This is a genomic window from Streptomyces kronopolitis (assembly GCF_014646275.1).
GTDB lineage: Bacteria > Actinomycetota > Actinomycetes > Streptomycetales > Streptomycetaceae > Streptomyces > Streptomyces kronopolitis.
The window spans coordinates 47937-72729 of sequence record NZ_BMND01000017.1; the positions used below are offsets into that span (position 1 = coordinate 47937).

The window sequence follows — 24793 nt, forward strand, 5'->3', positions numbered from 1 at the left end:
GCTACGAGGATCATGTGGGAAGAAGGGACGCCACGGTACCGCGTCACCGGGCGGAGCGGGGAGACCCGCGCGGTGAACACCGCGAGTGCGGCACAGTCGTCAGCCACGTACGGACCGTCCGTACACATGGGAAGGGCAACAGCATGAAGGGCACCGTGGGCGAGCTGGGGGAATTCGGGCTGATCAGGGAGCTCACCTCCCGGCTCACCTCCACTCCGGCGGTACGGATCGGGCCGGGGGACGACGCCGCCGTGGTCACCGCGCCGGACCGGAGGGTGGTCGCCAGCACCGACATCCTCCTGGAGGGCCGGCACTTCCGGCGCGACTGGTCCACCGCCTACGACGTCGGCCGCAAGGCCGCCGCGCAGAACCTCGCCGACATCGCGGCGATGGGCGCGGTGCCCACCGCGATCCTGCTGGGCCTGGTCGTCCCCGCGGAACTCCCCGCGACCTGGCCGACCGAGCTGATGGACGGGCTGCGCGACGAGTGCCAGGTGGCCGGTGCCGCGGTCGTCGGCGGGGACGTGGTCCGCGGCGACACCATCACCGTCGCCATCACCGCCCTCGGCGACCTGCGCAACCAGGAGCCGGTCACCCGGGCCGGTGCCCAGCCCGGTGACGTCGTCGCGGTGACCGGCTGGCTGGGCTGGTCCGCCGCCGGGCACGCCGTCCTCACCCGCGGCTTCCGCTCGCCGCGCGCCTTCGTCGAGGCCCACCGCCGGCCCGAGCCGCCCTACCACGCGGGCCCGGCGGCCGCCGGACTCGGCGCCACCGCCATGACGGACGTCAGCGACGGGCTGGTCGCCGACCTCGGGCACATCGCCGAGGCCAGCAAGGTCCGGATCGACCTGCGGTCCGCCGGCATCGACATCCCCTCGCAGATGTCCGACATCGGCACCGCCGTCGGCGTGGACCCGATGCAGTGGGTGCTCAACGGCGGTGAGGATCACGCGATCGTGGCGACTTTCCCGCCCGATGTGAAGCTGCCCGCCCGCTGGAAGGTCATCGGCGAGGTGCTCCACCCCTCCGCGCTGCCGCAGGTGACGGTGGACGGCGCCCCCTGGCTGAAGGCCGGCTGGGACCACTTCGGCGACAACGGGGACGCCGCAGCGCACCCGTGAGGGCGCCCGCGGCCCCCGGGACGGGCGGCCGCGGGACGGCCCGGTGCCGCCGAGTAGATTCGGCGGTATGCACACACCTCCACGCGTCCTGACCGTCGCCGGGTCCGACTCCGGCGGCGGCGCCGGCATCCAGGCCGACCTGAAGACGATGCTGGCGCTCGGCACCCACGGCATGAGCGTGCTCACCGCCGTCACCGCCCAGAACTCCCTGGGCGTGCAGGGCGCGTGGGACCTGCCCGCGGAGGCCGTACGGGCCCAGTTCCGCAGCGTCGTCGACGACATCGGCGTCCAGGCCGTCAAGACCGGGATGCTCTCCTCGGCGGAACTCGTCGAGACCGTCGCCGGACTGCTCGCCGGCCTGCGGGTCCCGGTCGTCGTCGACCCCGTGGGGGTCTCCAAGCACGGCGACCCGCTGCTCGCCGCCGGTGCGCTGGACGCGGTCCGCACCGCGCTGCTGCCCACGGCCACCGTCGCCACCCCCAACCTGGACGAGGTCGCCCAGCTCACCGGCGTACGCGTCGAGGACGAGGCCGGCATGCGCCGGGCGGCCGCCGAGATCCTGGACTTCGGGCCGCGCTGGGCGCTGATCAAGGGCGGCCATCTCCCCGCCGGCGCCGCGGACAGCGCCGTCGACCTGCTCACCGACGGCACCGAGGAGCACTGGCTGCGCGCCCCGCGCCACGACAACCGGCACACCCACGGCACCGGCTGCACCCTGGCGAGCGCGCTGGCCGCGCAGCTCGCCAAGGGGGACACCGTCCCGCAGGCCGCCGCGGCGGCGAAGGACTACGTCACCGGCGCGATCGCGGCCGGTTTCCGGCTGGGTGCGGGCATCGGCCCCGTCCACCACGGCTGGCGGCTGCGCGACGGGCACTGACGGGCCCGGGCGCCACGTCCCCGGGGCGCCGCGGCCGGTCGCCCCGGCCGCGGCACCTCGCCCCGGCTGCGCCACCTTGCCCCGGGAAAGGCGAAAGCCGGCCCACCACGGAGGTGGACCGGCTTCACAAGCAACCGGCTGGGCTGCGCTACGGCTAAGACGTCAGCGCGAGACCTTGCCGGCCTTGATGCACGAGGTGCAGGCGTTCAGCTTCTTCGGCGTGCGCCCGATCACTGCACGCACCGTCTGGATGTTGGGGTTCCAACGACGGTTGGTGCGGCGATGCGAGTGCGAGACACTCTTGCCGAAGCCCGGCCCCTTGCCGCAGACGTCGCAGTTGGCAGCCACGGGTCACTCCAAAGACTTCAGATGCACTTACGGTGAATCCCGACGAGCCGAGTGCATTGCCCGACCGGCACCGTCAGGAGAGGAATGGCCCGATTCTCATCGGGCAACCGGAGCAGCATACAACGGCCGCTCCCGTAGAACGAAACTACCACGCACCCCCCGGCCCCCCGCCCCGGCCCCGCGGCCGCAGCGCGGCTACTGTGCGAGGCATCCCGCGACCCAGGAGGACGATGTGCCGCACCCGCTCGACGCCGCCGCGGTCCGCTCCTGGTGCGGGCTGGCACTGGAGGCGCTCGGCCGGGAACGTGAGCGGATCGACGCGATCAACGTCTACCCGGTGGCCGACGGGGACACCGGCACCAACCTCTATCTGACGCTGGAATCCGCCGCCCGCGCGGTCGAGGCCGCCTTCGACGGGCAGGCCTCCGCAGGCACCGCGCCCCGCCTCGCCGACGCCATCGGTGCCATGGCGCACGGCGCCCTCATCGGGGCGCGCGGCAACTCCGGCACCATCCTGGCGCAGCTGCTGCGCGGGATGACGGAGGTGCTGGCCGCCGACGGCGGCGCGGGCGAGGCCCTCGGGCGGGCGCTGCGCCGGGCCGCCGCCTCGACGTACGAGGCCGTCGCCCACCCCGTGGAGGGCACCGTCCTGACGGTGGCGACCGCCGCCGCCGACGCCGCCACCCGGTGCGCGGCCGACCGGGCCGTGGGGGCCGCCGAGGTCGCCCGCGCCGCCCACGAGGGTGCGTCCGCCGCCCTGCGGGCGACCCCCGGGCAGCTGGCGGTGCTCGGCCGGGCCGGTGTCGTGGACGCCGGCGGCTGCGGCCTTGTGGCGGTCCTGGGGGCGCTGGCCGACGCGCTCTGCGGGGAGGTCTCGGCGACGCCGGTGGCCGTACGTGCCGACGCCCCGCTCCCGCGGGCGGCCGGCTGCGCCTGCGCCGCGGACGGCTGCGGGGACCCGGACGGGCCCGCCTTCGAGGTGATCTACCTGCTGGAGGCCGGGGACGCCGAGGTGGCGCGGCTGCGCGGCCGGCTCGACGGGCTCGGCGACTCCCTGGTGGTGGTCGGCGGCGACGGGCTGTGGAACGTCCATGTCCACGTCGACGACGCCGGGGCCGCGGTGGAGGCCGGCATCGAGGCGGGCCGGCCGTACCGGATCCGCATCACCCACTTCGGCGGGGCCGCGCGCGCCGAGGAGCCGGCGATGACCGCGCGGGCCGTGGTCGCGGTGGTGCCGGGCGCCGGGCTCGCCGGGCTGTGCGTCCAGGCCGGCGCGACCCCGGTCACGGTGCGCCCCGGGGAGCCGCCCGCCAGCGGCGAACTGGTCCAGGCGATCCGGCAGGCGCACGCCCGCGAGGTCATGCTGCTGCCCAACGACCCCGAGCTGCGGCACACCGCGGCGGCCGCCGCCGAACAGGCCCGCACCGAAGGCGTCCGGGTCGCCCTGATCCCCACCCGCTCCGCCGTCCAGGGCATCGCGGCGCTGGCCGTGCACGAGGCGGCGCGCAGCTTCGACGAGGACGTGGTCGCGATGACCGCGGCCGCGGGCGCCACCCGCTACGCGGAGCTGGCGGTCGCCGAGCGGCAGTCGTGGACGATGGCCGGGGTCTGCCAGGCCGGGGACATCCTCGGCCTGATCGACGGCGATGTCGCGGTGATCGGCGCCGATCTGGTGCGGACCGCGACGACCGTGCTCGACCGGATGCTGTCGGCGGGCGGCGAGATGGTGACCCTGGTCCTCGGCGCCGGGGTGCCCGGTGCGCTCGGCGAGCGGCTGGAGCGGCATGTCCGCGAGCGCCATCTCGCCGTGGACACCGTGGTCTACGACGGCGGCCAGCACGCGGTGCCGCTGCTCATCGGCGTGGAGTGAGCGGCGCCGGGACGCCGAACGCACCGCGATTGTCACAGGCGTGGTGTGCAATGGATGCGTGGCAGCGCTCGATGAACCCCTGAAGAAAATCCTCGGTGGCACCACCGCGAAGGTGCTGGACGAGCATCTCGGCCTGCGAACGGTCGGCGATCTGTTGCACCACTACCCGCGGCGCTACGCCGAGCGCGGCGAACTGACCCGCCTCGCGGACCTCCCGCTGGACGAACACGTCACGGTCGTCGCGCAGGTCGCGGATTCCCGGGTGCTGAAGTTCAACGGCGGCCGGGGGCAGCGCCTGGAAGTGACGCTCACCGACGGCAGCGGCCGGCTCCGGCTGGTCTTCTTCGGCAAGGGCATCCACAAGCCCCACAAGGACCTTCTCCCGGGACGCCGCGCGATGTTCGCCGGCAAGGTCTCCGTCTTCAATCACAAACTCCAGCTGGCCCACCCCGAGTACGCGCTCCTCGACGGTGACGGCGCCGATGAGGACGGCGGCGCCGAGGCCGCCGACGCCTTCGCCCGGCAGCTGCTGCCGCTCTACCCCGCCTGCCAGCAGATGGCCTCCTGGAAGATCGCCAAGGCGGTCGACGCGGTACTGCCCAGCGCGCGCGACGCCGTCGACCCGCTGCCCGCGGCGCTGCGCGAGGGCCGGGCCCTGGTCCCGCTGCCCGAGGCGCTGCTCAAGATCCACCGCCCGGAGAGCAAGGCCGACATCGCCGCCGCACGCGACCGGCTGAAGTGGGACGAGGCCTTCGTCCTCCAGGTCGCGCTCGCCCGGCGCCGGCGCGCCGAGACCCAACTGGCCGCGGTGGCCCGGCGCCCCGCCGCCGGCGGCATCCTCGACGCCTTCGACGCGGAACTGCCCTTCACGCTCACGGACGGCCAGCAGAAGGTCAGCCGTGAGATCTTCGACGACCTGGCGACCGAGCACCCCATGCACCGCCTCCTCCAGGGCGAGGTGGGCTCCGGCAAGGCGCAGCCGCTGGACGCCCTGGTCCTGACCCCGCGCGGCTTTTGCCCCATGGGGGAGATGGCCGTCGGCACGGAAGTGGTGGTGCCCAGCGGCGAGCCGGCCGTGGTGGACGGTGTCTTCCCGCAGGGCGAGCGGGAGGTCTGGCGGCTGGTGCTGTCGGACGGCAGCACCGTCGAGTGCGACGACGAGCATCTGTGGATCGTCGGCTCCCGCGACACGGGCGAGCGGGTGCTGACCACCCGCGAGCTGCGCGGCGATCTGCTCGGCCCCGACGGCCGGCCCCGGTGGTCGATCGCGGCGGCCACCCCGGTGGATCTCGACGCCGGCCAGCAGCGCCCGCACGACCCGTATCCGCTGGGGCGGCGGACGGCCGAGGCCGGCGCCGCCGCCGGCCGCCTGCCCAAGGCCAGCCTCCTGGCGCCCCTCAAGGACCGGCTGGCCCTGCTGCAGGGCCTGATGGACGCCGGGGGCGGCACCGCGGGGGCCGCCGCGGTCTACCGCGCGGCGCCCGGCCCGCTGGCCGAGGACCTGGCCTGGCTGGTGCGCTCCCTGGGCGGCGCGGCCCGGCCCGTCCCGGTGGGCGGCGGAGCCTGCGACGTCCTCGTGGAGCTGCCCGCCGACTACCCGCCGTTCCGCGACGGCGGCGCGAGTGGCGGGGCCGGTGTGCACCCCGAGGACGGTCCGGGCATCCGGCGCACCGTCGAGGCCGTCGAGCACGTCGGCCGCCGGCCCGTGCAGTGCATCAGCGTCGCGCACCCCTCGCACGCCTATGTGACCGACCACTTCACCGTCACCCACAACACCATGGTCGCGCTGCGCGCCATGCTCGGCGTCGTCGACAGCGGCGGCCAGGCCGCGATGCTGGCGCCGACCGAGGTCCTGGCCCAGCAGCACCACCGCTCGATCACCGAGATGATGGGCGAGCTGGCCGAGGGCGGGATGCTCGGCGGCGCGGAGCGGGGCACCAAGGTCGTGCTCCTGACCGGCTCCATGGGGGCCGCCGCCCGCCGCCGGGCGCTGCTCGACCTGGTCACCGGCGAGGCCGGGATCGTGGTCGGCACCCATGCCCTGATCGAGGACACGGTGCGGTTCCACGACCTGGGGCTGGTCGTCGTCGACGAACAGCACCGCTTCGGCGTCGAACAGCGCGACGCGCTGCGCGGCAAGGGGAACTCCCAGCACGAGAAGCAGACCCCGCACCTCCTGGTCATGACGGCGACCCCGATCCCGCGCACGGTCGCCATGACCGTCTTCGGCGATCTGGAGACCTCCGTCCTGGACCAGCTCCCCGCCGGACGCTCGCCGATCGCCAGCCATGTGGTGCCCGCCAAGGACAAGCCGCACTTCCTCGCGCGCGCCTGGGAGCGCGTCCGCGAGGAGGTGGCGGCCGGGCACCAGGGCTATGTGGTGTGCCCGCGGATCGGCGACGAGGAGGAGGCGCCCGGGGCGAGGAAGAAGGGCGCCAAGGCCGCGGCGGCCAAGGAGAGTTCACCGGAGGACGCGGCGGAGAAGCGGCCGCCGCTCGCCGTGCTCGACATCGCCGAACAGCTCCGGACGGGCCCGCTGGCCGGCCTGCGGGTGGCGGTGCTGCACGGCCGGATGGCGCCCGACGACAAGGACGGCGTGATGCGCTCCTTCGCCGCCGGCGAGCTGGACGTCCTCGTCGCGACGACGGTCATCGAGGTCGGCGTCAACGTCCCCAACGCCACCGCCATGGTGATCATGGACGCGGACCGCTTCGGCGTCTCCCAGCTGCACCAGCTGCGCGGCCGGGTCGGCCGCGGCGCGGCCCCCGGACTGTGCCTGCTGGTCAGCGAGATGCCCGAGGCGAGCCCGGCGCGCGCCCGGCTCGCCGCCGTGGCGGGCACCCTCGACGGCTTCGAACTCTCCCGTATCGACCTCGAACAGCGGCGGGAGGGCGATGTCCTGGGACAGGCGCAGTCCGGCGTCCGTTCCTCGCTGCGGATGCTCGCGGTCATCGAGGACGAGGAGGTGATCGCGGCCGCCCGCGAGGAGGCCACCGCCCTGGTCGCCGCCGACCCCGAACTGACCGGGTACCCGGAGCTGCGGATCGCCCTGGCGGCCCTGCTGGACGACCGGCGGGAGCAGTATCTGGACAAGGGATGAGCGGCGCCGCGGCGGCGGACGGACCGGCTCCGGACGGCCCGGCACCACGTGAGATCGATCACCGCCCCCGGCCCCCGGAGCCCCCGGCCGGGCATCCGCGGCCGGCTGACGCCATATCGTGGAGGGCGGAGCCCGCCCGGCTCCTCCCTGACCCGCGCAACGTAAGGACGGGCCCATGACCCGCGTGATCGCCGGTACGGCCGGCGGCCGCCGCCTGGCCGTACCCCCGGGAAACGGCACCCGGCCGACCTCCGACCGGGCGCGTGAGGGCATGTTCTCCACCTGGGAGGCGCTCGACGGACCGCTGTCCGGCGCCCGGGTGCTCGATCTGTACGGCGGCTCCGGCGCGGTCGGCCTGGAGGCGCTCTCCCGCGGCGCCGCGCACGTCCTGCTGGTCGAGGCCGACGCCCGCGCGGTGCGCACCATCCGCGACAACGTCCGCGCGGTCGGCCTCCCGGGCGTCGACGTCCGGGCCGCCAAGGCCGAGCAGACCGCCGCCGCACCGCCCCCGGGCGAGCCCTACGACGTCGTCTTCCTGGACCCGCCCTACGCGGTGACCGATGCCGATCTTCAGGAGATCCTGATCACACTCCGTGGTCAGGGGTGGCTTGCGGAGCAGGCACTCGTCACCGTGGAGCGCAGCACCCGAGGCGGCGCCTTCCCCTGGCCGGACGGTTTCGCAGCGATCAAGTCCCGTCGCTACGGCGAGGGGACGCTTTGGTACGGTCGCGCCGCTTCGACGTCCGCCGCATCGACGTCAGCAAGCGTGTCATGACCGGATCGGAGAGCGAGGAACCCGAGTTGCGCCGCGCCGTCTGTCCGGGGTCGTTCGACCCCATCACCAACGGGCACCTGGACATCATCGCCCGTGCCTCCAAGCTGTACGACGTCGTCCACGTCGCCGTGATGATCAACCAGTCCAAGCAGGGGCTGTTCACGGTCGAGGAGCGGATCGACCTGATCCGCCGGGCCACCGCCGAGTACGGCAACGTGGAGGTCGAGTCCTTCCACGGCCTGCTGGTCGACTTCTGCAAGCAGCGCGACATCCCCGCGATCGTCAAGGGGCTGCGCGCCGTCAGCGACTTCGACTACGAGCTGCAGATGGCCCAGATGAACAACGGCCTGTCGGGCGTGGAGACCCTCTTCGTCCCCACCAACCCCACCTACAGCTTCCTCTCCTCCAGCCTCGTCAAGGAGGTTGCCGCCTGGGGCGGTGATGTCTCGCACCTGGTCCCGGGGTTCGTCCTGGAGGCGCTCACCGAACGCCTGCGGCAGAAGGGCTGAGACCGGGCCGGGCGCGGCGGCCGCGATGCCCCACTGAACGGGCGTCAGGTGGTGTCGGGGCGGTGGCGCGTGGCCGTACAGTCGTCCCGTTCCCCCGTTCCAACCCTGCAGGGAGTGGCGAGTCCAGGTGGACGTGCAGAAGAAGCTCGACGACATCGTCGCGACCGTCGGCGGTGCCCGGTCCATGCCCATGTCGGCCTCGTGCGTGGTCAACCGCGCCGAGCTGCTCGCCATGCTGGAGGAGGTGCGCGCCGCGCTCCCGGGCTCGCTCGCGCAGGCGCAGGAGCTGCTCGGCGGCCGGGAGCAGATGGTCGAGGAGGCGCGGGCCGAGGCGGAGCGGATCATCGAGACCGCGCACGCCCAGCGCGGCTCGCTGATCTCCGACACCGAGGTCGCCCGGCAGTCCCAGGACGAGGCGGACCGGATCCTCGCGGAGGCCCGCCGAGAGGCCGAGGAGATCCGCGCCGAGGCCGACGACTACGTCGACAGCAAGCTCGCCAATTTCGAGGTCGTGCTGACCAAGACCATCGGGTCGGTCGACCGCGGCCGCGAGAAGCTGCTCGGCCGCGGCCCGGACCTCGACGACCAGGGCTACCCCGACGAGGACGGCACCCGGGCCCCGGAGCGCAGCTCCGACCCGGAGACCCTCCGGCAGCGCGCCGACGCCTACGTGGACGCCAAGTTCGGCGCGTTCCAGGCGGTGCTGACCAAGACGCTGGAGGCGGTCGGCCGGGGCCGCGACAAGCTCCAGGGCGCCCGCGCGATCGACGAGCTGGCCCTGCACCTGGCGGCGCAGGACGACCCGCGGTCCGGGCAGCCGCAGGCCGACGCCGAGTACCTCGCCGGCCTGGCGGGGATCGCCGCCGACCGCGAGCCGCAGCCGCCCCAGGCACCCCCGATGCCGCAGGCGCCGCCGCAGCCCGTGATGCCCCAGGAGCACCAGCAGCCCCTCCAGCCCCAGCTTCAGCAGCAGGGCTACTACACGGACCCGGCGGCCTACCCCCAGCAGGACGTCTACGGCTACCAGCAGCCCGCGCAGGACCCGTACGCCCCGCAGCACCACGACCCCTACGGCTACGACTGGCAGCAGCAGGCCCAGCAGCAGGGCTACGACCCGAACGCCTACCTCGGGCAGCAGATGCCGCAGCAGCAGGTGCCCCAGCAGCCCCAGCACGCCCCGCACGGCCACGCGGCGCAGCCCGGCGCGCTGGACGAGACCAGCCTCTTCGACACCAGCATGATCGACCTGGACCAGCTCCGGCAGTACGAGGAGGGGCGCCAGTAGGCCCCGCGGCCCGCGGCCCGCACTCCGGCCGGAAGCGGATTGGGCCTATCGGGGCCCGTCCAGTATCCTGGCTCTTCGGTCGCGCGTATGTCCGCGATCACTGCTGCCCGGAATCCCAGCTCTGGGATTCAGGCGGCACGCAATCCCCGTAGAAAGCAGGAAGCCATCAACGCCCGCCTCGACCACCGTTCCCCTCTCGTGTTCGATACGCGCGAGCTGGGCCGGCGTCCCGGTGCGCTGAAGAGGGCCTCCCGCTCCGTCGAGGCCCCCCGGGACCTCGGCAACGAGGTCATCGGTGTGCCCGAGGGCGCGTCGATCGAGCTCGACCTCCGCCTGGAGTCGGTCATGGACGGGGTGCTTGTCACAGGCACCGGCCGTGCAACCGTCACGGGGGAGTGCGTAAGGTGTCTGGAGCCGCTGGAGCGAGAGCTCGACGCGGATTTCCAGGAGATGTTCGCCTACCCCGACGCCGACGCCAGGGTCCATGAGGACGCCGGCGACGACGCCGAGGACGAGGAGGACACCCTCTTCCTCGAGGACGACCTGTTCGACCTCGAACCCGTGCTGCGTGATGCGGTGGTGCTCGCACTGCCGATGCAGCCGGTGTGCCAGGACGACTGCCCGGGCCTGTGCTCCGACTGCGGAGTGCGGCTCGCGGACGACCCGGACCACCACCACGACGCCGTCGACATCCGTTGGGCGGCACTGCAGGGACTCGCCGGGACCGCCAAGGACGGCGAGAAGGACAACATGGGCGGCGCCGAAGCGGGCGTCGACGAGAAGCAGGAGAAGTAGCCGTGGCTGTTCCGAAGCGGAAGATGTCGCGCAGCAACACGCGCCACCGCCGGTCGCAGTGGAAGGCTGCGGTCCCCACCCTGGTGGCGTGCGAGCGCTGCCACGAGCCGAAGCAGCAGCACATCGCGTGCCCGAGCTGCGGCACCTACAACAAGCGCCAGGTCCTCGAGGTCTGAGCGGCTGGTGACAGGCTCCGTGTCTAGCCCCAAGAAGGCGCAAGACGCCAATTCGACTTCCCGCACACGCGGGGATGAACCGACTCCGGCGGACACGGCCTCGTCCCACACGCTTCTGGAAGGGCGGCTCGGGTACAAGCTCGAGACCGCCCTTCTGGTGCGTGCGCTGACGCACCGCTCGTTCGCATACGAGAACGGCGGTCTGCCCACCAACGAGCGGCTCGAATTCCTCGGGGATTCGGTGCTCGGCCTGGTGGTCACGGACACGCTGTACCGCATCCACCCCGATCTCCCGGAAGGCCAGCTGGCCAAGCTCCGGGCCGCGGTGGTCAACTCGCGTGCGCTTGCCGAGGTGGGCCGCGGCCTCGACCTCGGCGCCTTCATCCGCCTCGGACGGGGCGAAGAGGGCACGGGCGGCCGGGACAAGGCCTCCATCCTCGCCGACACCCTTGAAGCGGTGATCGGCGCGGTCTATCTCGACCAGGGTCTCGACGCGGCGGGTGAGCTGGTGCACCGGCTCTTCGACCCGCTGATCGAGAAGTCCTCCAGCCTGGGCGCCGGCCTGGACTGGAAGACGAGCCTCCAGGAACTCACCGCGACCGAGGGTCTCGGCGTCCCGGAGTACCTGGTCACCGAGACCGGCCCGGACCACGAGAAGACCTTCACTGCTGCTGCCCGCGTCGGTGGTGTCTCGTACGGCACCGGCACCGGCCGCAGCAAGAAGGAAGCCGAGCAGCAGGCGGCGGAGTCCGCGTGGCGTGCGATCCGCGCCGCGGCGGACGAGGCGGCCAAGGCGGCGGCTTCCGGCGACGAGGAGTCGCCAGCACCCGGTCGGCCCGACGCGGCCCCGGCCGCCGGCGACAGCCCGTCGTCGGCACACTGAAACCCCGCTTCTGACCCCTTCCGGGCGGCCCCGCGCCGCTCCGGACGGGGTCAGAGGTCTTTTCGCCGCCACCGTTCCCGAGGAGCCCCGCCGTGCCCGAGCTGCCCGAGGTCGAGGTCGTACGCCGCGGACTGGAGCGCTGGGTCGGCGGCCGCACGATCGACGCCGTCGAGGTACGCCACCCCCGCGCGATCCGCCGGCACACCGCCGGCGCGGCCGACTTCGCGGCCCGGCTGACGGGACTGCGCCTCGGGGCCGCCCGCCGGCGCGGCAAGTACCTCTGGCTCCCGGTGACCGGCGGCGGCCCGGCGGCCCAGACCGCCGCCGAGGGCCTCCCCCCGATGGCCACCCCGTCCGTCACCCACGGGCTGGCGATCCTCGCCCACCTCGGCATGAGCGGCCAGCTGCTGGTCCAGCCCGAGGGCGCCCCCGACGAGAAGCACCTGCGGATCCGGCTGGGCTTCGCCGACGCCCTGGGCACCGAGCTCCGCTTCGTCGACCAGCGCACCTTCGGCGGCCTCTCGCTGCACGACACCGTCCCCGGCGACCCCGACCAGCTGCCCGACGTGATCGCGCACATCGCCCGCGACCCGCTGGACCCCGCCTTCGACGACGCCGCCTTCCACACCGCGCTGCGCCGCCGCCGGACCACCATCAAGCGGGCGCTGCTCGACCAGACGCTGATCAGCGGCGTCGGCAACATCTACGCCGACGAGGCGCTGTGGCGCAGCAGACTCCACTACGAGCGGCCGACCGCCACCTTCACCAAGCCGCGCACCGCCGAACTCCTCGGCCACGTACGGGACGTGATGAACGCCGCGCTCGCCGTCGGCGGCACCAGCTTCGACAGCCTCTACGTCAACGTCAACGGGGAGTCCGGCTACTTCGACCGCTCCCTGGACGCCTACGGCCGCGAGGGCGAACCCTGCGGCCGCTGCGGCACGCCCATCCGCCGCCGTCCCTGGATGAACCGCTCCAGCTACTTCTGCCCCCGCTGCCAGCGGCCGCCGCGGGCCTGAGCGCGGGGCGCGGGCGGGCGGTTCAGCCGGCGGTGTGCCGGGCGTCGTAGTGCTCCCGGGCCGCGAGGACCTGCGGCATGCGGTCCTCCACCAGGTCGATCAGCAGCCGCAGTTGGCGCGCGACCTGGTTCCCCAGGGGCGTCAGCGCGTAATCCACCCGGGGCGGGTTGGACTGCTGCGCCTCGCGGTGCACCAGCCCGTCGCGCTCCAGCGCGTGCAGGGTCTGCGCCAGCATCTTCTCGCTGACCCCTTCGACCCGGCGCCGCAGCTCGTTGAAGCGGAAGGTCCCGTCGAGCAGCGCGCCCAGCGTCAGGCTGCCCCACCGGTCGGTGATGTGCTTGAGCGCCTCACGCGACGGGCACTCGCGCGCGAACACGTCATACGCCAGGTCGTCCGGACAGCCGGGGGCGGATTCCCCGGCCGTCGCGGCACTGCTCTCGATCGCCATGGGGACACCATACGCCCGCGCAGCGCTAACTTATGGGTTGCGCTTTCTAAAAGTTAGTGCTTCTCTTTTCCTCATCGCAGCCGACGCTCCCGGGCACCGACCGCCCCGGGATGCCGTGATCTGGAGGAGAACACCGTGACCACCCCTGCCCTGCCCGCCCCCGTCGTCTCCATCGCCCACCACTCCGGCTTCGGCCACACCGCCGTACTGGCCGAGGCCGTGCGGGACGCGGCCGCCGCGGCGGGCGCCACCGTCCACCTGATCAAGGTCGACGAGATCACCGAGGCGCAGTGGGAGCAGCTCGACGCCTCCGACGCGATCGTCTTCGGCTCACCGACCTACATGGGCACGGCCTCCGGCGCCTTCCACACCTTCGCCGAGGCGACCGCCAAGCGCTGGGCCACCCGCGCCTGGCAGGACAAGCTCGCGGCAGGCTTCACCAACTCCGCCTCCAAGAGCGGCGACAAGCTGCACACCCTGCAGTTCTTCACCGTGCTCGCCGCCCAGCACGGCATGAGCTGGGTCAGCCTCAACCTGCTGCCCGGCTGGAACTCCTCCACCGCCTCCGAGAACGACCTGAACCGCCTGGGCTTCTTCCTGGGGGCCGGTGCCCAGTCGCCCAACGACCAGGGGGCCGAGGGCGTCCACAAGGCCGACATCGCCACCGCCGAGCACCTCGGGCGCCGGATCGCCGAGCAGGCACGCATCTTCGCCGCCGGCCGGGCCGCCCTCGCCGCCTGACGGGCCGCCACCGAACCGGCTACCCGCCGGTGCACGCAGGACGCCCGCCCCGCGCCGTGACGGATCACGGCGTGGGGCGGGCGTCTCCCGTGGTGGTGGGGCCGTCCCCGGCTAGAACCCGAAGTCCTGCGTCCACCACGGGCCGCCCGGCCCGAAGTGGGCGCCGACGCCCAGGGTCTTGTACTCGCAGTTGAGGATGTTGGCGCGGTGCCCGGGGCTCTTCATCCAGGAGTCCATGACGGCCCGGGCGTCGGCCTGGCCGCGGGCGATGTTCTCGCCGCCCAGGTCGGGGACGCCCGCGGCCCGGGCGCGGTCCCAGGGGGAGTCCCCGTCCGGGTCGGTGTGGCCGAAGAAGCCGCGCCGGGCCATGTCGTCGCTGAACCGCTGCGCCAGACCGGTCAGTTCCCCGTCCGCCGCCACCGGCGAGCAGCCCGCCCGGTCGCGCTCCTGATTGACCAGGGACAGCACCTGGGACGCGGCGGAGGACCCCGCACCGGCCTTCTTCGACGGCGCCGCGGAGCGCTCGGGCGCGGCGGCGGACGACGGCCCGGCGGGCCGGTGCGGCGCGGGTCCGCCGGTGGGGAAGGCGGACGACTGGTGCGGCGCGGGGGACGTCGGAGCGGTGGTGGGGGAGGAGGGGCGGCCGGTGCCGGGAGCCGCGGGGCGCGAGCCGCCGCGGCTCGCCTCGTGGCCGGCCCGGTCGCCCGGGTCCGCGGAGCCGCCGGCCGGCGGCGCGGTGGCCTCCGGCAGCGCGTCCGCCCGGGCGCGGTCGCCCTGATCGCCGCCGGCGCCGCCGTCGAGTTCGCCGTGGCCGGGGATCAGCCCGGAGGCGGCCGCCACCGCGCCCATCGCCACCGCGGCCGAGACGCAGAGCAGTCCGGCGCGCACCGAGGCCGTTTCGCGGCCGCGCCCCGCGCGATGACCGCGCCGCCGGGCGGCGGACGCCTCGATGTGCACTGCCGTCGGAGCGTCACCATGCCCCGCACCAGGGGCTTCAGGGGCTGGGGGAGCAGAGCGTCGATGGCGGCCCATCCGCGTTCGTCCTTCCGTCCTCAGCGTCGAACCGACTCACCCGAAAGAGTGAGCCTCGCTGGCGGAGGACTGTACGCGATGCCCCCAGGGGCGGATGTGACCGCTGAGCAATTGGCCGGTTAGCGTGCACACATGAATGAAGCCGTCCGGGTGACCGCGTGGGTGCGCGGCCGGGTCCAGGAGGTCGGATTCCGCTGGTTCACCCGCGCCAACGCCCTGCGCATCGGGGAACTCACCGGATTCGCGGTCAATCTCGGCGACGGCCGGGTCCAGGTCGTCGCCGAGGGGCCGAAGGAGCGCTGCGACGCGCTGCTGGAGTGGCTCCGGACCGGAGACACGCCCGGGCGGGTCGACGGAGTCACTGAGATATGGGACACGCCCCGCGGCGGTTACGACGGCTTCGAGATCCGCTGAGGGGCCCCGCCGGAACCGGCCGCACGACCGTCAGAGGCGATCTTCGGGACGCGTACGTGTCCGCAGCTCACGGGAGATAAGGCCTGGTGGTTGCCAACTCGGCCGACCCGTGCAAGGCTGCCGCTGTACGGATGATCTCCACGCCCCCGCGGGACCTTTCTGGGGAGTCGGCGCAGCGCCCTCGCGGCCGCGCACTCTCAGGTGCCCGAGGATACGGGGCGTGATCGTGTTGACCGTCAAACCGTTTGGTGAGACTCTGGAATCCCCGCGCACCTTAGCTGTTTGGCATTGAGTACACCAGGAATGACAAGCACCGCGGGTGCGAATCCCTCACGACCCAACCGCTTCGGTCGGTCACTCATTGTGGAGGACCATCCATCATGGCAAAGGCGCTTCTCGGTTACGTCGGCGGCTCCGACCCCCGAGTCCTCTCCGAGATGCGACGGCTTCAGCAGCGCGTTCAAGACCTGGAATCCGAACTGATCCGGATGCAGGCCGAAAACGACATGCTGTCCGCTGCCGCACGTCGCGACGACTCGTTGCTCGACATCGACGTACCCCAGGCGGAGCCCGCGCTCACCTGACCCCGCCCCCAGGGCCGGCAGGGCTGCTCGCCAGCCGCTTGAGGCACCGTTCTCTTCAAGATCTTCAAGGGACGCTTCGGCGTCCCTTCGTCGTGTCCCGGTTTCGTCGTCTCCCGGATCTTCCCCGACGGCCGATCCGCGGACCCTGCGGTCCCTTCGGCCGTGCCCGCCCCTTCCTTACCGCATGATGTGCCCTGCGCTTTCCGCCATGAAACCGAAATGGAACGGCGCGGTGTACGGGGGGTGATGCGGGGCCGGTGACCGGCCCCGGAATGTTGGAGCCGCCCGTCCGGGAGCGGCCGGTAGAGTCCAACGGCGTGCACCTCAAGAGTCTGACCCTGCGAGGCTTCAAGTCCTTCGCCTCCGCCACGACACTCCGCTTCGAACCGGGCATCACCTGCGTCGTGGGCCCCAACGGCTCCGGCAAGTCCAATGTCGTGGACGCGCTGTCCTGGGTCATGGGCGAGCAGGGTGCCAAGTCGCTGCGCGGCGGCAAGATGGAGGACGTCATTTTCGCCGGGACGACCGGGCGGCCGCCGCTCGGCCGGGCCGAGGTCGCGCTCACCATCGACAACTCCGACGGCGCGCTGCCGATCGAGTACGCCGAAGTCACCCTCACCCGGATCATGTTCCGCAACGGCGGCAGCGAGTACCAGATCAACGGGGACACCTGCCGGTTGCTCGACATCCAGGAGCTGCTCTCCGATTCCGGTATCGGCCGGGAGATGCATGTCATCGTCGGCCAGGGCCAGCTCGACTCCGTGCTGCACGCCGACCCGATGGGCCGCCGGGCGTTCATCGAGGAGGCCGCCGGCGTCCTCAAGCACCGCAAGCGCAAGGAGAAGGCGCTGCGGAAGCTGGAGGCGATGAAGGCCAACCTCGCCCGGGTCCAGGACCTGACCGAGGAGCTGCGCCGCCAGCTCAAGCCGCTGGGCCGGCAGGCCGCGGTGGCCCGGCGCGCCGCCGTCATCCAGGCGGACCTGCGTGACGCCCGGCTGCGGCTGCTCGCCGACGACCTCGTCACCCTGCGCCGGGCGCTGCGCGCCGAGATCGCGGACGAGGCGGCCCTGAAGGAACGCAAGCAGTCCGCCGAGGCCCGGCTGCGCGACGCCCGGCAGCGGGAGGCGGCGCTGGAGGAGGAGGTCCGCACCCTCACGCCGCGGCTCCAGCGCGCGCAGCGGACCTGGCACGAGCTGTCCCAGCTCGCCGAGCGGGTGCGCGGCACGATCTCGCTGGCCGAGGCGCGGGTCAAGAGCGCCTCGGCGGCCCCGCCGGACGAGCGGCAGGGGCGCGATCCGCAGGAGATGGAGCGCGAGGCGGCCCGGATCCGCGAGCAGGAGGCGGAGTTGACGGCCGCGCTGGAGGCGGCGAGCCGGGCCCTGGAGGACACGGTCGAACACCGTGCCGGACTGGAGCGGCAGTTGGCGGACGAGGAGCGGCGGCTGCGGGACGTGGCCCGGGCCATCGCCGACCGCCGCGAGGGGCTGGCCCGGCTGAGCGGGCAGGTCACCGCCGCCCGCGGCCGGGCCGCCTCGGCGCAGGCGGAGATCGGCCGGCTCGTGGAGTCCCGGGACGCCGCACGCGGCCGGGCGAGTGCGGCGCGGGAGGAGTACGAGCAGCTCAAGGCCGAGGTCGACGGGCTGGACGCGGACGACGACGCGCTCGGTGAGCGGCACGCGGCGGCCCGCCGGGAGCTGGCGGAAGCGGAAGCCGCGCTGACCGCCGCGCGCGAGGCGCTGACCGCGGCCGAGCGCAGCCGGGCCGCGACCGCCGCCCGGCACGACGCGCTGGCCCTGGGGCTGCGCCGCAAGGACGGCAGCGGCGCGCTGCTGGCCGCCGCGGACCGGCTCGGCGGGCTGCTCGGACCGGCGGCGGAACTGCTCGCCGTCACCCCCGGCTTCGAGGTCCCGGTGGCCGCGGCGCTCGGCGCGGCCGCGGACGCCCTCGCCGTCACCGGCCCGGGCTCCGCCGCCGAGGCCATCCGGCTGCTGCGGGCCGAGGACGCGGGCCGGGCGGCGATGGTGGTGGGGACCGAGAGGGCGGTGGGGGCCGGGACAAGCGGTGGCGGTGCGGGACGGGTGCCCGGGCCCGCGCGGGCCGTGGAGGTCCCCGTGACGGTGGAGGCCGCAGGTGTTGGCGGGGCTCCGGGCGGGGCTCTGCCGGGCGGGTCCGAGGGGGTGCGCGGGGTGCCACAGGCCCGTGGGGCGGCCGTGCACCGGGTGCCCGGCCCGCGCTCCGCGCCCGTACCGGCGGGCGAGCTGGTGAGCGGGCCCGCGCAGCTGTCGGCCGCGGTGGCCCGCCTGCTGCGGGATGTCGTGGTGGTCGGCACGCTGGAGGACGCCGAGGAGCTGGTGGCCGCGCGGCCCGAGCTGACGGCCGTGACCGGCGAGGGCGACCTGCTCGGGGCGCACTTCGCGCAGGGCGGCTCCGCCGGGGCGCCGAGTCTGCTGGAGGTGCAGGCCTCCGTCGACGAGGCGGCGGCCGAACTCCAGGAGCTGGCCGGGCGCTGCGAGGAGCTGGCCGGGGCGCAGCGGGACGCGGCCGAGCGCCGTACGGAGTGTGCCGCGCTGGTCGAGGAGTTGGCGGAGCGGCGGCAGGCGGCCGACCGGGAGAAGTCGAAGGTCGCGGGCGATCTGGGCCGGCTCGGCGGCCAGGCCCGGGCGGCCGCGGGCGAGGCCGAGCGGTCCGGTGCGGCGGCCGCCCGGGCCGAGGAGGCGCTGGCGCGGGCCGTCGAGGAGGCCGAGGAGCTGGCCGAGCGGCTCGCGGTGGCCCAGGAGGATCCGGGTGCCGGGGACGAGGAGCCCGACACGTCCGTACGGGACCGGCTGGCCGCGGACGGTGCCAACGCGCGGCAGACCGAGATGGAGGCCCGGCTCCAGGCGCGTACGCACGAGGAGCGGGTCAAGGCGCTCGCCGGGCGGGCGGACGGACTGGACCGCGGGGCGCGGGCCGAGCGCGAGGCGCTGGCCCGGGCCGAGCGGCGGCGGGCCCGGCTGCGGCACGAGGCGGAGGTGGCCGGCGCGGTGGCCGCGGGCGCCCGGCAGCTGCTGGCGCACGTCGAGGTGTCGGCCGTACGGGCCGAGGAGGAGCGCGGCGCCGCCGAGCGGGCCAAGGAGGAGCGCGAGCAGGCGCTGGTGGCCGCCCGGAACCAGGGCCGGGAGCTGGCGTCCGAGCTGGACAAGCTGACCGACTCGATGCACCGCGGGGAGGTGCTCGGCGCGGAGAAGCGGCTGCGGATCGAGCAGCTGGAGAGCAGGGCGCTGGAGGAGCTGGGGGTGGAGCCGGCCGGGCTGATGTCCGAGTACGGGCCCGACCAGCCGGTGCCCCCGTCCCCGGCCGCCGAGGGCGAGGTGCTCCCGGACGACCCGGAGGATCCGCGCAACCAGCCGGTCCCCTACGTACGGGCCGAGCAGGAGAAGCGGCTCAAGTCGGCCGAGCGGGCGTATCAGCAACTCGGGAAGGTGAATCCGCTGGCGCTGGAGGAATTCGCCGCGCTGGAGGAACGGCACCAGTTCCTGAGCGAGCAGCTCGCCGACCTGAAGAAGACCCGGGCCGACCTGATGCAGGTGGTCAAGGAGGTCGACGAGCGGGTGGAGCAGGTCTTCACCGAGGCGTACCACGACACCGCCCGCGAGTTCGAGGGCGTCTTCGCCCGGCTCTTCCCGGGCGGCGAGGGGCGGCTGGTGCTGACCGACCCGGGCGACATGCTGGCGACCGGGGTGGACGTGGAGGCGCGTCCGCCGGGCAAGAAGGTCAAGCGGCTCTCGCTGCTGTCGGGCGGGGAGCGGTCGCTGACCGCGGTGGCCCTGCTGGTGTCGATCTTCAAGGCGCGGCCCAGTCCGTTCTACGTGATGGACGAGGTGGAGGCGGCGCTCGACGACACCAATCTCCAGCGGCTGATCGGGATCATGGAAGAGCTCCAGGAGAGTTCGCAGCTGATTGTGATCACTCATCAGAAGCGGACAATGGAGGTCGCGGACGCGCTCTACGGGGTGTCGATGCAGGGCGACGGGGTTTCCAAGGTCATCAGTCAGCGCCTTCGGTGATCGCGCGGAGTGCCCGACGACCCATCAGTTCATAACTTGAATGAATGACCACCCGGACGGTGGCGAAACAAATTCATCACGGCCTATTGACTTCGAAACTTGAAGGCATAGTCTCTGCAACGTTGCTTTTACCTTCAAGTGGTGGGTTCCCCCAACCATCTTCACCACTGAAGGGCCAGCCCCCGATGCCCGGCAGCGCAGCCGGGCCACTGGAGTTCACGTTGACCAGCACCGCGCAGCCGACGGTCCCGGAAGGCCGTAAGGCCCACCCCGAACACCTCGGCCATGTCATCTTCATAACCGCGGCTGCCGCGATGGGCGGCTTCCTGTTCGGCTATGACAGCTCCGTCATCAACGGTGCCGTCGAGGCGATCCGCAGCCGTTATGACGTCGGGTCCGCCGTCCTCGCCCAGGTGATCGCCGTGGCGCTGATCGGCTGCGCCATCGGCGCCGCCACCGCCGGCCGGGTCGCGGACCGCATCGGCCGCATCCGGGTGATGCAGATCGCCGCCGTGCTGTTCACCATCAGTGCCGTCGGGTCCGCGCTGCCGTTCGCCCTGTGGGACCTCGCCTTCTGGCGCGTCATCGGCGGCTTCGCGATCGGTATGGCCTCGGTCATCGGCCCGGCCTACATCGCCGAGGTCTCGCCGCCCGCCTACCGCGGCCGCCTCGGCTCGTTCCAGCAGGCCGCGATCGTCGTCGGCATCGCCATCTCCCAGCTCGTCAACTGGGGCATCCTCAACCTCGCCGACGGCCAGCAGCGCGGCAAGATCGCCGGCCTGGAGGCCTGGCAGTGGATGCTCGGCGTGATGGTCGTCCCGGCCGTGCTCTACGGCCTGCTGTCCTTCGTGATCCCCGAGTCGCCGCGCTACCTGATCTCCGTCGGCAAGGTCGACCGCGCCAAGGAGGTGCTGGGTGAGGTCGAGGGCCGCTCGGTGAACCTCGACACCCGGGTCGGCGAGATCCAGGACGCGATGCGCCGCGAGCACAAGTCGTCCTTCAAGGACCTGCTCGGCAGCAGGATGGGCTTCCTGCCGATCGTCTGGGTCGGCATCGGGCTCTCGGTCTTCCAGCAACTGGTCGGCATTAACGTCGCGTTCTACTACTCCTCGGCGCTGTGGCAGTCCGTCGGCATCGACCCGAGCGCCTCGTTCTTCTACAGCTTCACCACGTCGATCATCAACATCATCGGCACCGTGATCGCGATGATCTTCGTCGACAAGATCGGCCGCCGTCCGCTGGCGCTGATCGGCTCGGTGGGTATGGCCGTCGCGCTCGGCCTGGAGGCCTGGGCGTTCTCCGCCAAGACCGCGGCCGGCACGCTGCCTACCACCGAAGGCACCGTGGCCCTGATCGCCGCCCACTGCTTCGTGCTCTTCTTCGCGCTCTCCTGGGGCGTCGTGGTCTGGGTCTTCCTCGGTGAGATGTTCCCGAACAAGATCCGTGCCGCCGCGCTGGGCGTCGCCGCCTCCGCGCAGTGGATCGCCAACTGGGCCATCACGGCCAGCTTCCCGAGCCTGTCGGACTGGAACCTCTCGGGCACGTACGTCATCTACATGGTCTTCGCCCTGCTCTCGATCCCCTTCGTGCTGAGGTACGTCAAGGAGACCAAGGGCAAGGCGTTGGAGGAGATGGGCTAACCCCCCGCCAGTCCTTCTCCTCAGTACTGGGTACTGCCCCGGGTCAACAGGGACCCCGGGCAGTACCCGTTTTTTGTGCCCGAACCCGCCGCCGGCCGCTGCTCGCCGCCCACCGCCCACCGCCCGCCGTCAGGCCGTCAGCCGCGGCAGCACCCGCTCGGCGAACAGGTGCAGCGAGCGCCAGCCCTCGTCGACCGGCATCCCGCCGCACAGCGGATGCAGGATCAGCGAGCCCCCGCCCGGCCGCCGGGCGAGGCGCAGGCACTCGTCGGGGGTGACGACGCGGTAGACGCCCTCCGCGCGCAGCTCGGCGACGTCCCGGGCGGACGAGCGGACCGCGGAGCGGCTGCCGGCGGACTGCCAGGAGGCGTACGTCATCGCCTCGTGCAGCAGATGGCCGCCGTACCGGTCCCAGGTGCGGTCCGGGTCCTCGGCGACATGGAGCAGCGCGGTCCGCTCGGGCGGCTGCCACACCCAGCCCTCGGTGCCGAAATGCGCGCGCTGCTGGTGGTAGTAGGCCTCCAGCGCGGGGAGGCGGGCGCTGGGGAAGAAGGGGAGCCCCAGGCGGGCGGCGCGCCGGGCCGCGGCCCGTGAGCTGCCGCCGATCAGCAGCAGCGGGTGCGGCCGGGTGCAGGGGCGCGGGGTGACCTGGACCGTCCGGCCCCGGTAGCTGAAGGGTTCGCCGGTCCAGGCCGCCAGCAGGGCCGTCAGCACCTCGTCCTGGAGGGCGCCGCGCCGCCGCCAGTCCTTGCCGTGCGCCGCGTACTCCTCGGGCCGGTAGCCGAGGCCGGCGACGGTGGTCAGCCGGCCGCCGCTGAGCAGGTCGAGCGAGGCGATGTCCTCGGCCAGCCGCAGCGGGTCGTGCAGCGGGGTGATCAGGGCGGAGACGGTGACGCCGATGCGGCGGGTGGCGCCGAAGACGGCGCCCGCGAAGGTCAGCGGGGAGGGGATCCAGCCGTTGGTGGTGGCGTGGTGCTCCTCGGTCTGGACCATGGTGAAGCCGCGGTCGTCGGCGAACGCCGCCATCTCGACGGCCGCGCGGTAGCGGGCGGACAGCGCGGCGGGCGTGGGCGCGGGATCGACCAGGTTGCAACGCAGGACCGTCACGGTCGGGTGGGGCACCTCGGGCACAGCAGTCGCGTCGGTCACAGCAGACGTCCCCTTCGCCGGCGGTGGGCGAAGGGGACGCTAGCTGACGGTGCGTCAGGTTGCCAGAGGGAGGGTCCGGCCGGGAACGGGCGGAGTCAGTTCACCTCGACCGGGTGGCGGTCCGCCGCCGACGGCTCGTCCGCGGACGCCGGGGCGCCCTCCCCGGCTGCCGGGACGGTCTCCCGGGCGGCCGGCAGCACGGCGAAGACCACCGCGGCCAGGGCGATGGTGGCCGCCCAGCCCAGGCCGTTCTCACCGATCCAGGTGGTGGCCAGCGGGCCGGTGAACCACTGGACCTTGGTGAAGCACAGCCCCGCGACGAGGGCCACGGCCCAGGCGGTCATGGCCTGCCAGCAGTAGCCGCCGGTGTACCAGTAGCGGCTGGTGCGGCCGGTGTTCATCAGGCTCGCGGCGTCGTAGCGCACCGCCAGCTTGCGCCGCCGGGCCATGTCGACGCCGTAGACGCCGATCCAGGCGGAGAAGGAGACCGCCAGCAGCGTCAGGAAGGCGATGAACTGGCCGATGAAGTCCTTGGCCACCAGCATCATGAACAGGCCGCCCACCAGGCTGATGACGGCATTGATGCTGACCGCCAGGGCGCGCGGCAGCTTGACGCCCATGGTCTGGGCGGTGAAGCCCGCGGAGTACATCGACAGGCTGTTGATCAGCACCATGCCGACCAGTGCGGTGATCAGATACGGCACCGCGAGCCAGGACGGCAGGATGGTGCCGAGGAACGACATCGGGTCGGTGTTCCGGCCGGCCAGCCCCGGGTTGGAGACCGCCATCACGCCGCCCATCAGCACCATCGGCAGCAGCACCAGCGCGGCACCGGAGACCGTGGCGCCGACGATCTTCTTGCCGGACGCGGAGTGCGGGAGGTAGCGCGCGAAGTCGGGGCCGGTGGGCACCCAGCTGATCCCGCCGGCCGCGATGGTGCCGATGCCCGCGATCACCATCGCGGTGGTGCCGGCCTTCTTCGCGAAGACGGCGTCCCAGTCCATCGTGGCGATCAGGTAGACCAGCACCATGATGCTGAACAGGCCGAACAGATACGTCGAGTACTTGTTGCAGACGTTCAGCGCCTTGCGGCCCAGGCCGCTCACCACATAGGTGACGGCCACGAAGCCGAGCAGGGTGACGACCACCAGGGCGTTGTTGGTCTCGATGCCGAAGAGCAGGTGCAGCACCGTGAGCACCGCGTAGGCGCCGGTGACCGCGTTGATCGTCTCCCAGCCGAAGCGGGCGACCCACAGGATCGATCCGGGGAAGTAGTTGCCGCGCACGCCGAACGCGGCCCGCGAGAGCATCGCGCCGGGCGCGCCGCCCCACTTGCCGGAGACCGACAGCACGCCCACCATCCCGAAGGCGACGGCCGCGGCGATCGCGGCCACCAGCAGGACCTGCCAGAAGTTCAGCCCGTTGCTCACCACGAGCGCGGCGCCCATGGTCAGCAGCAGCACGCTGATGTTGGCGGCGACCCAGGTGGGGAAGAGCTCACGGACCCGCCCCCGGCGTTCGTGGTCGGGCACCGGCTCGATGCCGCGGGTCTCGACGGCGCCTTCGGGCGCGGGAGCGGGAGTGGACGGCGTGGTGCCCATGGTGCTTGGAGTCTCCGTGCGGGGATCTGGGGGGCACCCCCGGACAGGAGGTGCAGGCAGCGGCTGTGGTGCCTGGCCAGAAATGGTTGCCAGGACTCTACGCGCGTTGCGCGGCCGCTCGCCATCGTCGTTTGATCCAACTTCCGCCTCTTTGCGTCGTTGGACCCCACGACGACAACGAGTGTCACCCAGGTTCGTCGAAGAGGCCAGCCGGACCCTCCCGGCCAGGCGGAACGCGAGGACGCCCGGGAGCCGCGCGCCCCCCGAGCCGCCGATGGCCCGGCCCCGTCCGGTCGCCGGCGGGTGGCGGAAACCATGCCTCGTCCCCCTCGGGGCCGTCCGCCTCCGGCCGCGCCGCGCGGCGCCCGGCAGGCGGCTCC

General features: G+C 73.1%; 21 protein-coding genes. 16 read left to right on the forward strand and 5 right to left on the reverse strand.

Going from position 1 to position 24793, the window contains the following annotated elements; all coding sequences use genetic code 11:
* Nucleotides 1-143 precede the first annotated feature (143 nt).
* Nucleotides 144-1121, forward strand: a complete 978-nt coding sequence (locus IEY78_RS19215; RefSeq protein WP_189099912.1) for a thiamine-phosphate kinase — start codon at nt 144-146, stop codon at nt 1119-1121.
* A 67-nt stretch (nt 1122-1188) separates the two neighbouring features.
* Nucleotides 1189-1998: a bifunctional hydroxymethylpyrimidine kinase/phosphomethylpyrimidine kinase gene (gene thiD, locus IEY78_RS19220; RefSeq protein ID WP_189099914.1), complete on the forward strand. Its 810-nt coding sequence runs from the start codon at nt 1189-1191 to the stop codon at nt 1996-1998.
* A 162-nt stretch (nt 1999-2160) separates the two neighbouring features.
* Here thiD and rpmB read toward each other — a convergent pair whose 3' ends face one another.
* Nucleotides 2161-2346, reverse strand: a complete 186-nt coding sequence (rpmB, locus tag IEY78_RS19225; protein WP_006602870.1) for a 50S ribosomal protein L28 — start codon at nt 2344-2346, stop codon at nt 2161-2163.
* A gap of 232 nt (nt 2347-2578) precedes the next feature.
* Between rpmB and fakA the strand changes: the two genes are divergently transcribed.
* The 9 genes from fakA (at nt 2579) to mutM (ending at nt 12758) form a co-directional block, all read left to right on the forward strand.
* Entirely contained in the window at nt 2579-4216 is a 1638-nt protein-coding gene (fakA, locus tag IEY78_RS19230; RefSeq protein WP_189099915.1) for a DAK2 domain-containing protein, read from the forward strand.
* A gap of 58 nt (nt 4217-4274) precedes the next feature.
* Nucleotides 4275-7316 (forward strand): helicase-related protein, encoded by a 3042-nt coding sequence (locus IEY78_RS19235; RefSeq protein ID WP_189099917.1) that lies wholly within the window; start codon nt 4275-4277, stop codon nt 7314-7316.
* Nucleotides 7317-7491: 175 nt separating this feature from the next.
* On the forward strand, nt 7492-8091 hold the full coding sequence (gene rsmD, locus IEY78_RS19240; RefSeq protein ID WP_189099919.1) for a 16S rRNA (guanine(966)-N(2))-methyltransferase RsmD: 600 nt from the start codon (nt 7492-7494) through the stop codon (nt 8089-8091).
* Nucleotides 8092-8117: 26 nt separating this feature from the next.
* Entirely contained in the window at nt 8118-8600 is a 483-nt protein-coding gene (gene coaD, locus IEY78_RS19245; RefSeq protein WP_283781851.1) for a pantetheine-phosphate adenylyltransferase, read from the forward strand.
* A 127-nt stretch (nt 8601-8727) separates the two neighbouring features.
* Nucleotides 8728-9885: a F0F1 ATP synthase subunit B gene (locus IEY78_RS19250; RefSeq protein ID WP_189099922.1), complete on the forward strand. Its 1158-nt coding sequence runs from the start codon at nt 8728-8730 to the stop codon at nt 9883-9885.
* Between the two features lie 198 nt (nt 9886-10083).
* On the forward strand, nt 10084-10680 hold the full coding sequence (locus IEY78_RS19255; RefSeq protein WP_229700046.1) for a YceD family protein: 597 nt from the start codon (nt 10084-10086) through the stop codon (nt 10678-10680).
* 2 nt (nt 10681-10682) lie between these two features.
* Nucleotides 10683-10856: a 50S ribosomal protein L32 gene (gene rpmF / locus IEY78_RS19260; RefSeq protein WP_003951102.1), complete on the forward strand. Its 174-nt coding sequence runs from the start codon at nt 10683-10685 to the stop codon at nt 10854-10856.
* 7 nt (nt 10857-10863) lie between these two features.
* Complete coding sequence (rnc, locus tag IEY78_RS19265) at nt 10864-11739, forward strand: ribonuclease III (protein ID WP_189099924.1); 876 nt, start codon at nt 10864-10866, stop codon at nt 11737-11739.
* Between the two features lie 92 nt (nt 11740-11831).
* The gene (gene mutM / locus IEY78_RS19270) at nt 11832-12758 is read left to right on the forward strand and encodes a bifunctional DNA-formamidopyrimidine glycosylase/DNA-(apurinic or apyrimidinic site) lyase (protein ID WP_189099926.1); all 927 of its coding nucleotides are present in this window, start codon (nt 11832-11834) and stop codon (nt 12756-12758) included.
* Nucleotides 12759-12780: 22 nt separating this feature from the next.
* On the opposite strand, the gene IEY78_RS19275 is transcribed toward mutM, so the two are convergent.
* Nucleotides 12781-13206 (reverse strand): winged helix-turn-helix transcriptional regulator, encoded by a 426-nt coding sequence (locus tag IEY78_RS19275; RefSeq protein ID WP_189099928.1) that lies wholly within the window; start codon nt 13204-13206, stop codon nt 12781-12783.
* A 150-nt stretch (nt 13207-13356) separates the two neighbouring features.
* Between IEY78_RS19275 and IEY78_RS19280 the strand changes: the two genes are divergently transcribed.
* The gene (locus IEY78_RS19280; RefSeq protein ID WP_189100049.1) at nt 13357-13947 is read left to right on the forward strand and encodes a flavodoxin family protein; all 591 of its coding nucleotides are present in this window, start codon (nt 13357-13359) and stop codon (nt 13945-13947) included.
* 111 nt (nt 13948-14058) lie between these two features.
* Here IEY78_RS19280 and IEY78_RS19285 read toward each other — a convergent pair whose 3' ends face one another.
* Nucleotides 14059-14979: a CAP domain-containing protein gene (locus IEY78_RS19285; RefSeq protein ID WP_189099929.1), complete on the reverse strand. Its 921-nt coding sequence runs from the start codon at nt 14977-14979 to the stop codon at nt 14059-14061.
* Nucleotides 14980-15111: 132 nt separating this feature from the next.
* On the opposite strand from IEY78_RS19285, the gene IEY78_RS19290 reads away from it, so the two are divergent.
* The 4 genes from IEY78_RS19290 to IEY78_RS19305 all read left to right on the forward strand — a co-directional run bounded on the left by IEY78_RS19290 (nt 15112) and on the right by IEY78_RS19305 (nt 21663).
* A complete protein-coding gene (locus IEY78_RS19290) occupies nt 15112-15393 on the forward strand; it encodes an acylphosphatase (RefSeq protein WP_189099931.1) in 282 nt (93 codons plus the stop codon).
* A 380-nt stretch (nt 15394-15773) separates the two neighbouring features.
* A complete protein-coding gene (locus tag IEY78_RS19295) occupies nt 15774-15977 on the forward strand; it encodes a hypothetical protein (protein ID WP_189099933.1) in 204 nt (67 codons plus the stop codon).
* A gap of 317 nt (nt 15978-16294) precedes the next feature.
* Entirely contained in the window at nt 16295-20023 is a 3729-nt protein-coding gene (locus IEY78_RS19300; protein ID WP_189099935.1) for an AAA family ATPase, read from the forward strand.
* A gap of 221 nt (nt 20024-20244) precedes the next feature.
* Nucleotides 20245-21663, forward strand: a complete 1419-nt coding sequence (locus tag IEY78_RS19305) for a sugar porter family MFS transporter (protein WP_189099937.1) — start codon at nt 20245-20247, stop codon at nt 21661-21663.
* A gap of 129 nt (nt 21664-21792) precedes the next feature.
* Here the strand turns inward: IEY78_RS19305 and IEY78_RS19310 are convergent, their stop codons facing one another.
* Together IEY78_RS19310 and IEY78_RS19315 are read right to left on the reverse strand one after the other, a co-directional pair.
* The gene (locus IEY78_RS19310; protein ID WP_229700047.1) at nt 21793-22812 is read right to left on the reverse strand and encodes an LLM class flavin-dependent oxidoreductase; all 1020 of its coding nucleotides are present in this window, start codon (nt 22810-22812) and stop codon (nt 21793-21795) included.
* A gap of 95 nt (nt 22813-22907) precedes the next feature.
* Complete coding sequence (locus IEY78_RS19315) at nt 22908-24413, reverse strand: purine-cytosine permease family protein (RefSeq protein ID WP_189099939.1); 1506 nt, start codon at nt 24411-24413, stop codon at nt 22908-22910.
* Nucleotides 24414-24793: the final 380 nt, after the last annotated feature.

What these genes read in the sequence shown, in the direction of transcription:
- IEY78_RS19215 (WP_189099912.1), top strand. Translation starts at nt 144, where the DNA reads ATGAAGGGCACCGTGGGCGAGCTGGGGGAATTCGGGCTGATCAGGGAG.
- thiD (WP_189099914.1), top strand. Translation starts at nt 1,189, where the DNA reads ATGCACACACCTCCACGCGTCCTGACCGTCGCCGGGTCCGACTCCGGC.
- rsmD (WP_189099919.1), top strand. Translation starts at nt 7,492, where the DNA reads ATGACCCGCGTGATCGCCGGTACGGCCGGCGGCCGCCGCCTGGCCGTA.
- IEY78_RS19275 (WP_189099928.1), bottom strand. Translation starts at nt 13,206, where the DNA reads ATGGCGATCGAGAGCAGTGCCGCGACGGCCGGGGAATCCGCCCCCGGC.
- IEY78_RS19285 (WP_189099929.1), bottom strand. Translation starts at nt 14,979, where the DNA reads ATGGGCCGCCATCGACGCTCTGCTCCCCCAGCCCCTGAAGCCCCTGGT.
- IEY78_RS19290 (WP_189099931.1), top strand. Translation starts at nt 15,112, where the DNA reads ATGAATGAAGCCGTCCGGGTGACCGCGTGGGTGCGCGGCCGGGTCCAG.
- IEY78_RS19295 (WP_189099933.1), top strand. Translation starts at nt 15,774, where the DNA reads ATGGCAAAGGCGCTTCTCGGTTACGTCGGCGGCTCCGACCCCCGAGTC.
- IEY78_RS19315 (WP_189099939.1), bottom strand. Translation starts at nt 24,413, where the DNA reads ATGGGCACCACGCCGTCCACTCCCGCTCCCGCGCCCGAAGGCGCCGTC.